Source organism: Streptomyces clavifer (assembly GCF_036345975.1).
Classification (GTDB): Bacteria; Actinomycetota; Actinomycetes; order Streptomycetales; family Streptomycetaceae; genus Streptomyces; species Streptomyces clavifer.
Genome location: NZ_CP107793.1, coordinates 5,716,035 through 5,730,813, shown reverse-complemented (window position 1 = coordinate 5,730,813; position 14,779 = coordinate 5,716,035). Strand labels below are relative to the sequence as shown.

The window sequence follows — 14,779 nt, the reverse complement described above, 5'->3', positions numbered from 1 at the left end:
AGCAATGGAGTTGTCCCAATGTTTCCGCGAAATGAATGCTGCCCACCCAGTCGGCCGGAGCCACGGGGCACCGCTCCCCGCCACGACGCGATGCGGTCAGCAAACGGGCGGCCATCCAGCGAAAACGGTCACCGGGGCGGTCCGTTTCCGATGAAACGGGCACGCCCGTGGGCCGGGCCCCGCGAAGGCGGTCAGCCAAAAGATTTGAGCTAATTCTGAGCTTTCCCGGCGCGCTCGATGCATGCTGAATCGAGCTCAGCGCTACGAGAGTTCAGCATAAAGTCACGCCCGGGTCCGTCTTCACTTTGCTTGGCGCCGTATGCGGTTTTTGCCGGAATCAGAGGGTGGAGCCGGCCGTATCGGCCGCGCCCTCCGTGGCCGCACCGTCCGCCGTGTCCCCGTCGGCCTCCTCGTCGGGCTTCTCCTTCCCCTCGCCCTTCTCCCCGGCCTTCTCGCCGGCCTCTCCCGACCGCTCACCGGAACCGCACTGCGGGGCCGTGACCTTGGGCTCCGCGGCGCCCGAGGCGGCGGCCGGGTCCAGGTCGGCGCCGGTCGGGAGGGCCGCCAGCAGCGGCGCGGGGACCGAGCCGATGTCTCCCTCGGCATAACCCAGCGCCGACAGGGAGTCCTTGGCCGAAACCCGGTACTTCACGCCGTTCTCCGCCACGAGATACGTGGTCCCCGCGTGCGCGGCGCCGCTCGCGTTGAGGGCCCTGACGAGGGCACCGTGTCCGGGCCGTACCACCGTGGCGTCCGTCCGGACGCACGCCGGAGTCAGGGGCCGGGCGGTTCCCTCGGACACCGCTACCGGGCCGAGCCCGGTCAGCGGGACGAGCACCGACCCGATCCGGGCGCCGCCGTCGCCGCCGTCCACCTGCGCGCAGAGCGCGGTACCGCGCGGCACCGACTGCGGGACCGGCGGCGTCTCCGGCAGTTCCGCGGACCCTGCCGGGTCCGCCTTCTCCGCCCGGTGCGTGCGCAGCGCGTCGGCGCCGACCGCACGCGCCTCGGGCGACTTCCCCTGGTAGGCGTCCTTCTGGGTGGCCGGGTCGCCCAGCACCAGCGCGGCACCGAGCCGGGTCACCGGCACCAGGCCGTCCTTGCGCAGCAGGTGGTAGGTGCTGCCGCCACCGGGCACGCTGACCGTGAACAGCTGACCGATCGTGCTGGCTTCACCGCCGAGCACCGGGCCCTCCCCGCCGCGCCCCGGGACCTCGGGTGGTGCGAGGGCGGGTCCGGGGGCCAGTGCGTCGAGGAAGGCCGCCGAGACCGGCATCGGCTGCTCGGAGCCGTACCCGAGAGCGTTGCGGGCGTCGGAGGCGCGGTCCAGCGCCAGCCTGCTGCCCCTCCACACGAGGTATTCGGAACGGTCCGGGCCGCGCACGAGCACGCCCCGGTCACCGCCGACGCCGCGGGAGTCCAGCTTCGCCCCGACGACCACGGTGGTGGCCCCCGGCTCCTCCACTCCGGTGCCCGCCACGACACCGGTCGTGCTGGGCACCGCCCCCTCCGGCCCGGTGACGCACATGTGCCAGGCACCGTCGTCGAGCTGACCGGCCCCGGGCAGGGAGTCCGGTGCGCCGGGGATGCCGGCCGGCGACCCCACGGGGACGTCCTGCAGCGAGCCGGTGGCGACGTCCACGGTCTTGAGGTCGGCGCCGCCGATCAGCCGTGCCGAGGCGTAGTTGCGTACCGGGTGCAGCACGCCGTCGGTGCCGGTCCACAGATACCGGGCACCGGTGTCGCGGTTGACCACCAGGTGCCTCCCGTCACGCCAGCCGTCGTTGCCGCCGGGGCGGAGCAACCCGTACACGGTCGCGCACGCACCGATCAGGACGGTCACCAGCACACCGAAGACCACGCCTCGGGTGGTGCGTCCCAGCGGGCTCTCCGGGGCGTCCGGGTCGGCCGTCAGCAGGCCCGAGCTGAGCCTGCCCATCATGAAACCGTGGGCCTGTACCTGGTCGCGCTTGGACTGCACTGCCTCTCCTCAACTCGTTGTGCATGGAACGGCGTACGGCTGCTCTCAGCCGAACAGGCCGCGCAGCCAGCCGAAGAGACCCGCCACCCACAGGCTGAGCGGCAGCAGTGCGACGGCGAGGGCGGTGTGCAGCAGCTCCGCCGCACGGCCCCAGTACGGCAGCACCCGGCGGCCGGGCACCGTCCAGGAGGCGGTCACGAGTCCCGCCGCCGCGGCGAGCAGCACCCCGAAGACCACCACACGGCCGTCCGCGTCGCTGTCCATCGCCCAGGCACGGGCCATCAGCAGCAGTCCAAGGACCCCAGGCACCGCCAGGGTCAGCCGCTGCCCGATGTGCACCAGGCCCCGGCTGTGCAGGAGCAGCAGCAGGCTCAGAGCGAGCCCGGTCAGCACCTCGGGCAGGTCCGCGTTCTCGGCGAGGACGACCAGGGCTGCCGCGACGATGGCGCCGGTGGCGGCGAACAGCGCGGTGACCCAGCGCCCGGCCAGTTCGGTGCGGGCGGCGACCTCGTCGCCCGCGTAGGGGTCGATGCCCTCCTGGAGCTGGGCCGCGGAGGACGGCAGCGACGGCATGCGCATTCCGGCGAGCTTGAAGGCGAACGGTGCCACCGCACCGGCTGCCAGGACGATCACCGTGGCCACGACCGCGACCGCGGCCGGCACGCTCAGGTCCGAGTACCCCATGAGGGTTCCGGTGATGGCGGTGGCCACCGACACCATCGCGGTGGCCAGCAGGGCCGGAGCGCCGACCGCGGTGGCGGCGAGCGCGAGGATCGCGCCGCCCGCGCCCGCGGCGCCCGCTGCCAGGAGTCGCGCGCCCACGACCTGGGCCGCGTCGGGGCCGGTCAGGTCTCCGCCGGGCAGCACCCACCCGACGACCGCCAGGCACGGTGCGACCAGCAGGCCGAGCGCGGTCGCGGAGACGCGGTCGCCGACCGCGCGGCTGGCGGAGCCCGCGCCCGCGAGCAGGAGCAGCCCGACCACGGCCGCCAGGGCCGCCCGGGAACCGCCGGAGCCGGTGGTCACACCCGGCCAGAAGACGAGCACGAGGGCGGTCACCACGGTGGCCACCGCGGTGCCGACCAGCAGACCGCGGGCCGCCGCGGGGGACCACGTGTGCAGCCGCCGGCCCACGGTCTCGGCTATCCCGTCGACCAGGTCGTCGAGCCGCGCCTCGGGCAGCGCCTCGGTGTGCGGGCGCAGGTAGAGCACGGCACCGTCGGCCAGCCCCGCGCGGGCCAGGGTGGTCTCCTCGTCGAGCGGGGCGTCACCGAGCCGCTGGAGCACCCATCCGGCGTGGTCCAGGCCGGCTTCCTCCGCGTCCTCGCCGACATAGCGCAGCAGCGTGGGCAGGAGGTCGGCGACCGGTACGTCGGCGGGCACGGCCAGATCGACGCTGACGCTCGGCGCACGTACGGTCAGGCGGCACGATTCGGCCACGGCACTGTCGGTCATCAGCAGAACTCTCGTCTTCCGTGGAGGCTTTGACAGGAGACTTCCCCCGCGAGAGGGGATGTGCGAACAGTACGGAAAGTCCGCCCGGCCATGAACCGGGGGGCCGGGCGGGGGAATTGTCTCCGCCGGCCCGGCGGCCACCCCTCCCGCGTGGACAGGCCGCGTTCCGTGAATGCACACTACTGCCTACGGCCACCGGGTCGTGCTGCGGGACCGGGCTCCATATATCCGGTATGTGGTTGGTCAGCACGGAAGTTGGCCGTCGCCCGCTATCCGCTCGAAACATTCATCCGGCGTTCACCGCATCACGCGGGACGCGGGAGAATGAGCGCGATGCGGCCTTTCCCCACCACCGGGTGCGCCGGAAATTCGGCGCGGGCCGCAACGTCAGTGAACCGGAGGTTCTGTTCCTTGAGTGTCGTGCTTTTTCGCCGCCCGGCCCGCAGGCGCGGGCCGGAGATGCCCGAGGGGCAATTGACCCTCCAGGAGCCGCCGGTCCTCGCCGAGGCGGTGCCCGACACCTCGGCGATCTGGACCTACCTGCCGATGGCACTGATGTCGGTGTCGATGATGCTGATGTTCCTGCGCCCCGGAGGCGGGAACGGCGTCTTCATGTACCTGGCGATGGGCGTCATGGCGCTCTCCGCCGGTGCCATGCTGCTGGGCCAGCTCATGCGTCGCTCCAGCGAGCGCAAGCAGCGCCTGAAGGGTGAACGCCGCGACTACCTGCGCTACCTGGCGCAGACCCGCAAGCGGGTGCGCTCCACCATCACGGAACAGCAGCGGGCGCTCGCCTGGCGCCACCCGGAGCCCTCGTCGCTCCGCTCGCTGGCCCGCACCTCACGGCTGTGGGAGCGCCGCCCGGCCGACGAGGACTTCGGCGAGGTCCGCATCGCGGTGGGCGAGCAGCAGCTCGCCCTCACCCTGAACCCGGTCTCCACCCGCCCGGTGGAAGACCTCGAGCCCCTCTGCGCGCACGCCCTGCGCCGCTTCGTCCGCGCCTACTCCACCATCCCCGACCAGCCCCTCGGCCTGTACCTGCGCTCCTCGGCCCGGATCATGCTGCGCCCGGAGGAGGCATCCGAAGGGGAGGGTGCCGAGTCCGGGGAGGCCGGCGAGAATCCGGTCGAGGGCCCCGGCACCGAATCGGTGCGCGCCCTGGTGCGTGCCGTGATCGGGCAGCTCGCGGTGTTCCACGCGCCCGAGGAGCTGTGGATAGCCCTCTGCGTCAGCGACGAGCGGCGGCCCGACTGGGAGTGGGTCAAGTGGCTGCCGCACTCGCTGGACCCGCACGAGGAGGACGGCGCCGGCCAGGCCCGCCGGATCACCTCCGACCTCACCGAGCTCGACGACCTGCTCGGTGCGGAGTTCGCCGAGCGCCCCGGCTTCGATCCGGACGCCCGCCCCGGCCGTGACGAGCCGTACACGATCGTCGTCCTGGACGGCGTCACCGTTCCCGAGGGCCACCGCTGGGAGGGGCACGGCTACCGCAACGCCCTGACCCTCGACGTGTCCGGTGCGCTGCGCTGGCGGCCCGGCCGCAACACCCTGCGGCTGACCGTCGGGCCGGACCGGGTGAACCTGGTGCGCACCGACCGCAGCCGCAAGGAGCGCACCGTACCGCTGGGCCGGCCGGACCGGCTCGGGCCCCTCGGCGCGGAGTCCCTGGCCCGGCTGCTCACCTCCCGCCGGATGAGTCTGGGCACCGACATCGCGCAGCCGCTGGACAACGACGTCGAGCTGACCACGCTGCTAGGCATCCCCGACCTGCACCGGCACGACCCGCACACCCTCTTCAACCGGCACACCGGCTCCACCCGGCTGCGGGTGCCGATCGCCGTCGGCGTGGACGGCCGGCCGGTGGACCTGGACATCAAGGAGTCCGCGCAGGGCGGCATGGGCCCGCACGGCATGCTCATCGGCGCCACCGGCTCCGGCAAGAGCGAGCTCCTGCGCACCCTCGTCCTCGGCCTCGCCCTGACCAACTCCTCCGAGACCCTCAACTTCATCCTGGTCGACTTCAAGGGCGGCGCCACCTTCCTCGGCCTGGAGGAGCTCCCGCACACCTCGGCCGTCATCACCAACCTCGCCGACGAGGTCGCCCTGGTCGAACGTATGCAGGACGCCCTGCACGGTGAACTCATCCGCCGCCAGGAACTGCTGCGTTCCGCCGGCAACTACACCTCCGCCCTGGAGTACGAGCGGGCCCGTGCCGCCGGGGCGGAGCTCGCCCCGCTGCCCAGCCTGTTCGTGGTGGTCGACGAGTTCAGCGAGCTGCTGTCCGCACACCGGGAGTTCATGGACCTGTTCGTGATGATCGGCCGGCTCGGCCGCTCCCTCGGGGTGCACCTGCTGCTCGCCTCGCAGCGCCTGGACGAGGGCCGTATGCACCAGCTGGAGAGCCACCTCTCGTACCGCATCGGCCTGCGCACCTTCTCCGCCATGGAGAGCCGCGGCGTGCTCGGCGTCCCGGACGCCTACGAGCTGCCGGCCCAGCCCGGCAGCGGCTACCTGAAGTCCGGCGTGGAGGCCCTGACCCGGTTCCGCGCCGCCTACTCGTCGGGCACCTACCGCCGCCGTACCGGCGCCGTGGTGCGCGCCCGGGTGGCCAGCCAGGTGGTGCCGTGGACCAGTGGATGGGTGGTTCCGCGCACCCTGGAACCCGCTCCCGAGCCGGAGCCCGAGGAGGCCGGCGACGAGGAGGCCCTGCTCGACGTGGCCCTCGACCGGCTGCGCGACTCCGGCCCCGCCGCCCACCAGGTGTGGCTGCCGCCGCTGGACGAGCCTTCGCCGCTGGACGCCCTGCTGCCCGGTATCGCTCCCGACCCGGAGCGCGGCCTCATCGCATCGGGCTGGTCCGGCACCGGCAGGCTGCGGGTCCCGGTGGGCCTCGTGGACAAGCCCTTCGACCAGCGCCGCGACCCCCTGGTCGTGGACCTCTCCGGAGCCGGTGGCCACGTCGCCGTCGCGGGCGGTTCGCAGAGTGGCAAGTCCACCCTCGCCCGCACCCTGATCGCCGCCCTCGCCCTCACCCACACCCCGGCCGAGATCCAGTTCTACTGCCTCGACTTCGGCGGCGGCGGCCTCTCGCAGCTCGCCGCCCTTCCGCACGTCGGCGGCGTCGCGGCGCGGCTCAACCCGGAGCGGGTGCACCGGGCCGTCGCCGAGGTGATGACGCTGCTCGCCCGCCGCGAACAGTTCTTCGTGGACCACACCCTCGACTCGATGCAGTCCTACCGGCGCCGCCGGGCCGCCGGGGAGTTCCCCGACGAGCCCTTCGGCGACGTGTTCATGGTGGTCGACGGCTGGTCCACGGTCCGGCAGGACTACGACGACCTGATCCCGAAGTTCAACGAGCTCGCCGCCCGGGGCCTCAACTACGGCATCCACCTCATCATCACCACCACACGGTGGGTGGAGCTGTCCGCCCAGGTCCGTGACCAGGCGGCCACCCGCCTCGAACTGCGGATGGGTGACCCGATGGACTCCGAGATCGACACCCGCAAGGCGCGTTCGGTGCCGCGCAGCGGCGGCCGGGGCATCACCGCCGACAGCAAGATGCACTTCCTCGCCGGTCTCCCCCGGCTGGACGGCAGCGGTTCGCTCGAAGACCTCGGCGACGGCGTCGCCCATCTGGTCGCCGAGGTCGCCCGGCACTGGCAGGGCACACCCGCCCCTCAGGTCCGGATGCTGCCGCACCGGCTCCCGCTCGCGGAACTCCCCGCGCCGGAACCCACCGAGGGCGGCGGCATGCGCCTCGCGCTCGGCATCGACCAGGACGCCCTGGAACCGGTCTGGCACGACTTCAGCCGGACTCCGCACCTGATCGTGGTCGGCGACACGGAGAGCGGCAAGACCAACCTGCTGCGCAGCATCACCAAGGGGATCACCGCCCGGTACGCCCCGGAGGAGGCGAAGATCATCGCGGTGGACTACCGCCGCACCCTGGTGGACGCGATCCCCGAGGAGTACCGCCTCGGGCACGTGATCTCGCTGGACAACCTGAAGGACACCATCGAGGGCGCGGCCCGCGCCATGAAGACCCGCGTCCCCGGAGCGGACATCGCACCGTCCCGCATGCGCCGGTGCGACTGGTGGACCGGCCCGCGTCTCTTCGTCCTGGTCGACGACTACGACATGGTCTCCGGCAACTCCTTCCAGAGCCCCTTCGAGCCGCTCTTCGAGAATCTGACCCTCGGATTCGAGATGGGCCTGCACCTCATCGTCGCCCGCAGCGCCATGGGCGCGGGCCGCGGCCTGAGCGACGCTCTCATCCGCCGCCTCGACGAGGCCAACAACCCCGCCGTCCTGCTCTCCTGCCCGCCCACGGAGGGCCGTCTCTTCGGCAACGCCAAGCCCCTCAACCTCCCGCCGGGCCGTGCCCTCCACATCGCCCGCCGCAAGCCGCGGCTGATGCAGACGGCGCTGGTCGAGGAGGTCCAGGGGCAGCAGGACTGAGCGAACACGGGAACGGCCCCCTCACCCGGACTTCCGGGGGAGGGGGCCGTTGCCGTACGTCAGCTCATTCCGTTCCCGTCGCCGCCGCTCCCGTTCCTGCCGGACGCCAGCCCCGGGCGCGGGCCCGGGAGAGGGCGAAGCCGGCCCAGAGGGCGGCGAGGACGCCGGCGGAGCCGATCAGGACGAAGAGCGTGGCGCGGCCGGTCGCGCGGTCGGTGGCCGAGGTGTCGCGGACCGTCACGGGATCCGCGGCACGCTCGGCGCCGGAGGACGTCCCGGAGTCGCCCAGGACCGCGGTGACGGCGGCGTAGGCGTCCAGTTGGGGGATGTCGGCGGGGTAGGCGGTGGAGGTCAGACGGCGCACGACGGCCTCGGGCGAGTCGTCGGGGCGCGTGGCACGGACCGCCGCCGCCGCCCCCGCGGCGTAGGCGGTGGCCACCGCGGCGCCGCCCCCGAGGTAGTGGCCGTCGCCGCTGGGGCCGCCGGAGACCACCCCGGCGCCCGGGGCCGCCAGGTCGATCCCGTCGGTGGGCAGGGAGCTGTCCGGGCGGGTGCCGCCGGGAAGCATGTCGGCGACCGAGAGGACGCCGGGCTCGCCGGCCGGCCAGTAGGTGCGCGCCGGTATCTCGTCGGTGCCGATCCGGGACGGCGGATCCGGGGTGGCCGCGGCGAGCACCACCGCGCCCTCCCGTCGGGCCTCGGCCACCGCGCTACTCAGCGCCGCGTCCTGGCGCGGCAGGGCCACCGCAACGGCGATCACTTCGGCCTTGGCCTCGGTCGCCGCACGCAGCGCTTCCACGACCAGGGCGGAGCTCGCCTGGCCCCGGCGGTCGGTACCGCGCAGGGCCAGGATCTTCGCGCCCGGTGCGACTCCGGCCAGTCGGGGGCTGTCCCCGCCGTTCCCCGCGATCAGCCCGGCGAGGAACGTGCCCTGGCCGACGCAGTCGTCCTCGGCCTCGCCCTGGGCGGTGACCCGGCCGTCGAGACCGGCCGCGTCGGGGGCGACACCGGTGCCGATAAGCGCGACCGTCACGCCCGCCCCGGTGCTGTGCTGGTGCAGCCGGTCCAGGTCGAGGCGCTGGCGCGACCAGTCCTGCTTCTCCGCCTTCTGGCGTGAGCCGGGTGTGCAGACCACCTCCTCGGCCTCCGGGTCCAGCGCCGAGGGCATACCGGGCAGCTCCTGGCCCTTCTTCCCGTCGGCGGCCGGGACGCGTGCGAGGGGCTGCGCCGTGGCCGGAACGGCCGTGGGCAGCAGGAGTGCGGCTGCGAGGCCGGCGCCGGACAGCAGGCGGCCGGCCCCGCGGGCGGGCGGCGTCATCGGGGCGCCACCTGCGCCGCCGTGACGTCCGCGGGAAGGAGGATGCGCAGGTCGTCCAGGGTCGGCACGGCCACTGAACTGAGCCTGCCCGCCTGACGGGTGACCATCGACTCGACCACCTGGCGGGCCAGGCGGGCGTTGCCGAAGGAACGGTCCCGGGGCATGGCGTCGAAGTACTCCTTGAGCAGCGGGCCGGTGCCGGGTCCGCACTCGTAGCCCATGTTCGCGGCCTGGGTGCGCACGATGGTGACCAGTTCCTCGGACGAGTAGTCGGCGAAGGCGATCCGGCGCGGGAACCGGGAGGAGAGGCCCGGGTTGGAGGCGAGGAACCGTTCCATCTCGTCCGTGTAGCCGGCGACGATGACGACCACCTCGTCGCGGTGGTCCTCCATCAGCTTCAGAAGGGTGTCCACCGCCTCCTGCCCGAAGTCGGCGCCGCTGCCGCGCGGGGTCAGGGTGTACGCCTCGTCGATGAACAGCACGCCGCCGCGGGCCCGCTCGAAGACCTCGCGGGTGAGCTGGGCGGTGTGCCCGATGTAGCGGCCGACGAGGTCGGCGCGGGCCGCCTCGACCAGCTGGCCCCGCTCCAGGACACCGAGCTGGGTCAGCACCTCCCCGTAGAGGCGGGCGACGGTGGTCTTGCCGGTGCCCGGCGGACCGGTGAAGACGAGGTGGTTGCTGAGCGAGGGCACCGGCAGCCCGGCAGCGGCCCGGTGACGGGCCGTGGTGATGAGGTTCACCAGGTCGGCGACCTCACGCTTGACCCCGGCCAGCCCGATCATGTCACCGAGGCGGGTCAGCGGGTCGTCGTCCGGTGCGGCGGTCTCCGCGGCCGTGGCGGCGGCGGTGGCGGACACGTCGTCCGGCAGCAGCAGACGCAGGTCGCGCTCACTGACCTGCGGCTGCGCGGAGAGGCGGACCGCCTGTCTGTCCACCATCTCCTCGAACACCCCGCGGGCGGCGCGGCCGTTGCCGAAGCCGGCGTCCCGCGGCATCGCCGCGAAGTGCGCGGCCAGGGCCTCCGCCGTCCCCTCGCCCAGCTCGTACTGGTGCTGCGCGCACATGCTCTCCATGATCGCGACGAGGTCGGGCACCGAGTAGTTCTCGAACTCCACGGTCCGTGAGAAGCGCGAGGCCAGGCCCGGGTTCGATCCGAGGAAGGACTCCATCTCACGGGAGTAGCCGGCCGCGACCACCACCACGTCGTCGCGGTGGTCCTCCATGAGCTTCAGCAGCATGTCCACGGCCTCACGGCCGAAGTCGGCACCGCCGTTGCCGCTGTCCGAGGTGAGCGTGTACGCCTCGTCGATGAACAGCACGCCACCGAGCGCCCGCTGGAAGGTCTCGCTGGTCTTGATGGCCGTACCACCGACGACCTGCGCGACGAGGTCGGCCCGGGACACCTCCACCAGGTGCCCGCTGCGAAGCGACCCCAGCTCGGCCAGGATCGAGCCGTAGAGACGCGCGACGGTGGTCTTGCCCGTGCCGGGCGGGCCGGCGAACACCAGGTGCCTGCTCATCGGTGGTGCGGGCATGCCGAGTTGTTCACGGCGCTGGGCGAGCTGGGTCAGGTTGACCAGGGTGCCCACCTGCTGCTTGACGTTCTCCAGGCCGATCAGCGCGTTGAGGGCGCCGAGCGGGCCGTCCGCGCGGTCCGTCGCGGGCCCGTCCGCCGCGCCGGAGCCGGCCGGGTCGGTGTTCTCGGCGCTGCCGGTCCCCCAGGCGTCGCGCTTGCCGTTGCCCGTGCTGTTCAGGTTCTCGACCGCGAGGCGTTCGCCGGGCGCGGTCTGCACCAGACCACCGCCCTCGTTCTCCCGGGCGAGGCAGTTGACGATCGAGACCGGCGCGGTGGACTCCACCCGGAAGCCGTCCTGGGCCCCGCCGGTGACCTCGCAGCCGCTGAGCGACACGAGCGCACCCTCATGGAGCAGGAAGCCGTGGCCCTTCGGGGCGTGCACGGCGGTGCGGTTGGCGGTCAGTTCGCCGCCACCGGCGACCACCACGCCCTCCTCGCCGGACATCTCGATGCGGAAGTCGCGGACGGTGACGTTGCCGCCGTCCTCCACGACCAGGCCGCTGGTGACGGTGTCGGAGACCCCGCCGCCGGCCATGTAGAGCGTGCTGCCGGAAGCCACGCGTACACCCGCGCCCGTCGGCCGTACGATCTCGCAGTCCTCGACGCGGCCCCGGGCCTCCCTGGTGGCGGCGATGCCGTCACCGGTGGGCTCCACCAGCCGGGCCCGGCGCAGCAGTGGGTTGGCACCGCCGGACACCGCGACCGCGGGTGAGCCGCCGATCACTTCCAGACGGTCCAGTTCCGGCGCCGAGTCCTCCTCGAGGAGCAGTCCGACCGCGTCGCAGTCGCGGACCGTCAGACCGGTCAGCGCCGGGGAGGCGGCCCCGGCGACCCGCAGCGCCGCGCCCTGCGCGCCGTCCACCCAGCAGTCCTCGAAGGTCCCCCGTGCCCGGTCGGTGACCACTACTCCGTGGCCACGGACCCGCGAGACGCGGCAGCGCTTCAGGACCGGGTCGGTACCCCCGGCCAGGGCTATCCCGTTCCCGGACGCACCGGTGACGCGGACGTCCTCGAGGGTCGTACGGCCGGTGCTGCTGAGGTGCACGCCGGTGCTCGTGTCGTGCACGACGGTGCGGACCACCGAGACGGCGCAGTTCCCTTCCAGGGCGATGGAGGGCTTGTCGGTGGAGGAGATGTCGCAGTCCTCGACGGTGCCGCGGGTGTCCCCGTTGGCGAGGAGACCGTTGCCGCGGGCGTCGCGCACCGTGCAGTCGCGGATGCGGGCCTCGCCCTGCTCGGCGAGGACCAGACCGCTGGTGCCGAGGTGTTCGAGCGTGCAGGACTCCACCGTGGTGGGCGTGGTGGAGGTCACCACTATGCCCGCGCCCTGCGGGTTGCTCACCCGGCAGTTCCGCAGCGCGAGGGAACCCGTCCCCCCGGCCAGCATCGCCGTCCAGGCGGCGCCGACGATCTCACAGCCGTCGAACGCGGCCTGGCCGCGCCGCACGTCCACGGCCGGCAGCTCGGCGTCACCGCCCCGCAGGGTCAGCTCGGAGAGCATCACGGCGTCGGCGCGCAGCGAGATCACGCTGCCCGAACGTGGCCGGATCTCGACCGTGCCCCGCCCTTCGGCGGCGGTGAGGGTGACCCTGGTGTGGATCACCAGGTTCTCCGTGTACGTCCCGGGCCGGACGCTGATGAGCGCTCCGGTACGGGCTGCGGCGAGTGCCTCACCGATCGTCGAGAAGCGGTCAGCGGGGCCGACCGACAGTACCTGGCGCGACACGCACCAACCTCCTTGCTACGGCGGCGTCTTCTGCGAACTCCCCCATGTGCCGGGGGCGCGTGTCGGCGAGCCGACGATGCCATCATGCCTCGTCCCCGGTGCGTACGGGTCCCCGGAGCGGTGCTCCCGGCGTCGAGGCGGTGCGGTCAGGTGCTCCACTTCTGGGCGGAGTTGCCCGTGCAGGTCAGCAGCTGCAGCGCTGCCCCGCTGTTCCGGTTGGCGCCCGCGATGTCGACACACATGCCGACGACGGTGTTGACCAGATCGTGACTGCCGTTCAGGGCGAACTTCTGGGCGGCGTTGCCGTTGCACCAGGCGATCTGGATGGGGGTGCCGTTGCTGAAGTTCGCGTTGGCCACGTCCAGGCACTTGCCCTGGATGCGGATGGTGCCGTCGGAGGCGAACTGCCACTTCTGCGCGGGAGCGCCGTTGCAGTCCCACACGTGCAGCGCCTTGCCGTCGCTGAAGTCGTGGCCCGGTACGTCGATGCACCGGCCCGAGAGGTGACTGCGGAAGGAGACGGGGCCACTGAAGGTGACGGCCGGAGCGGCCTTCGCAGGCTGCTTCTTGGCGACGTCGGACTTCTTCGCCGCGCTCTCCTTCTCCGTGGTCTCCTTCTTCGGCCGGCCCTCCTGCTCTGCGGCCTTCTTCGGCACGTCCTTCGCCGTGTCCGGCGCCGGGACCTTCTGCGCCGCCTTCTCGGGTACCGGCGTGTCCGCGTTCTTCTTCTTGTCGACGGACGGGGCACTGCTGGTCTCGGCGGGGGTCACCGCGAAATCACCCGGCGCCTCCTGCCCGCTCCCGTCGAGCACGGTCCCCGCCGCCGCCACCGACGGCTGCTCGGGGCCCTTGTCGTCGTTCCCGACGAGTATCAGGAAGGGCACCGACACGAGCAGCGCCCCCGCGACCGCGGCCCCGGCCAGCACCGCCCTGCCGGGCCGGCCCACCGGCCCGGCCTCCTGCTCCGGCTTGCCGATCGCGGTCGCGGTCATGGTCCGCACGAACGCGGGCAGCCGGCTCTGGGCGGCCGCGGCGGCACCGGGGTCGGCGTCGGGGTCGGACGGGGCGCCCGCGGAGGCCGCCGGCTCGCCGGACGCGGCCTCGGGTTCGGCGTGGACGGCACCGGCGGACGTCCCGGGCTCGGTGGTGGTGCTGCCCTCCGCGGGCCCGCTCCCTGACGCGCCGGGCGTCTTCACGCTCTCCGGGGCCTCCGCACCGGCCTCTCGGGCCCGGGTCTGCGCTTCCGCCGGCTCGGACTCCGGCTCGGCGGTGACGGTGGGCCGCTCGGCGGTGGTGGGCTGCGTGGTGGTGGTGGGCTGCGTGGTGGCGTCGGGTGCGTTGCCCGCACCCGTCTTCTCGCCCTCGGAAGCCGGCTCCGTGTGAGCCCTCGGAGAGGCGGGGGGTTGCTGGGACGATCGCGTCACGGGGTCCTCCCTGTCATATGAGGCCTGGGTTCGGATGAGCTGTCGGTGCGGTCCGCGGCAGGGGACATTGCCGGAGCGCCGGTCCGGTCAGCCGTACCGGAGGGGCCGCCGGCGCCCTCCCCCACGGAGGCGCCCGCAGCGGAAGTCCTCTCGTCGCCCGTGGTGCGTACGGGGCCGAGGAGGCTGTCCGCCGGGACGAGCAGGGGCGCCGCGGCCCCGGCGTTGACCATCAGCATGGTGCCGGGCCCTCCCAGTGAGCGGGCCAGTTCCCGTGCGGACAGGGTGTCATGGCGCAGTGCCGCGGACATGAACTCGTGTGCCGGCGAGGTGAACAACAGGACCGCCGGCGCCCCGTCCCGCCCGGTGGCGGTGAGCGGTCCGCCGTCCGGCCCGCGCATCACGGTGACGTCCGCCTCCGCCAGTGCGGCGACCGCGGCTTCCACCGTGCCGTAGCCGGTGGCGGCCCGCTGTGCCGCCGCGTCCACCGGGTCGGTGGGCTCCGGCCAGCCGAGGACGCGTGCCGAGGGCCGGTAGGCCGGGTTGGCGCGGTACTCGCCCACGCCCCCGCCCTCGTCGGACTGCCACTCCCCCAGCACCGCCCACTCGGGCGGTGTCCGTTCTTCGGTCCACTCCGGATCCACCACTCCGATCCAGTGCCCCGGCGCCCGGCGGGCAGCGTCCATCACGGCCTCGGGTATCCCCGGGACGTCGGTGTCCGCCGTGCTGTCCGGGACCGGTGGCCCGGGGTCGACGCGCGGATCCGAGGCATCGGGGACGACCAACTGTGCGTCGTTCCGGACCTCTTGCCGTTCTCCGGGCCGCATCTCCACCTGAACTCTTG

At 73.2% G+C, this 14,779-nt stretch carries 7 protein-coding genes; 1 reads left to right on the top strand and 6 read right to left on the bottom strand.

All coding sequences use genetic code 11. From position 1 onward, the window contains the following. Window positions 1-337: 337 nt before the first annotated feature. Window positions 338-1,981 (bottom strand): type VII secretion protein EccB, encoded by a 1,644-nt coding sequence (gene eccB, locus OG927_RS25120; RefSeq protein WP_209469577.1) that lies wholly within the window; start codon window positions 1,979-1,981, stop codon window positions 338-340. A gap of 45 nt (window positions 1,982-2,026) precedes the next feature. After that, on the bottom strand, window positions 2,027-3,436 hold the full coding sequence (gene eccD / locus OG927_RS25115; RefSeq protein ID WP_330320811.1) for a type VII secretion integral membrane protein EccD: 1,410 nt from the start codon (window positions 3,434-3,436) through the stop codon (window positions 2,027-2,029). 411 nt (window positions 3,437-3,847) lie between these two features. On the opposite strand from eccD, the gene eccCa reads away from it, so the two are divergent. Next, the gene (gene eccCa, locus OG927_RS25110; protein ID WP_242413225.1) at window positions 3,848-7,894 is read left to right on the top strand and encodes a type VII secretion protein EccCa; all 4,047 of its coding nucleotides are present in this window, start codon (window positions 3,848-3,850) and stop codon (window positions 7,892-7,894) included. A gap of 64 nt (window positions 7,895-7,958) precedes the next feature. On the opposite strand, the gene OG927_RS25105 is transcribed toward eccCa, so the two are convergent. The 4 genes from OG927_RS25105 to OG927_RS25090 form a co-directional block, all read right to left on the bottom strand. Continuing rightward, entirely contained in the window at window positions 7,959-9,212 is a 1,254-nt protein-coding gene (locus OG927_RS25105) for a S8 family serine peptidase (protein ID WP_056789264.1), read from the bottom strand. After that, window positions 9,209-12,514 carry a right-handed parallel beta-helix repeat-containing protein gene (locus OG927_RS25100; RefSeq protein ID WP_056789262.1) on the bottom strand — a complete coding sequence of 1,102 codons (3,306 nt, stop codon included), beginning with the start codon at window positions 12,512-12,514 and terminating at the stop codon, window positions 9,209-9,211. The genes OG927_RS25105 and OG927_RS25100 overlap by 4 nt, the downstream gene beginning before the upstream one ends. A 146-nt stretch (window positions 12,515-12,660) precedes the next feature. Next, the gene (locus OG927_RS25095; protein ID WP_209469579.1) at window positions 12,661-13,938 is read right to left on the bottom strand and encodes a ricin-type beta-trefoil lectin domain protein; all 1,278 of its coding nucleotides are present in this window, start codon (window positions 13,936-13,938) and stop codon (window positions 12,661-12,663) included. After that, window positions 13,935-14,762, bottom strand: coding sequence for a type VII secretion system-associated protein (locus OG927_RS25090; protein WP_056789795.1), 828 nt, complete (start codon window positions 14,760-14,762; stop codon window positions 13,935-13,937). Before OG927_RS25090 ends, OG927_RS25095 begins: the two co-directional genes overlap by 4 nt. Window positions 14,763-14,779: the final 17 nt, after the last annotated feature.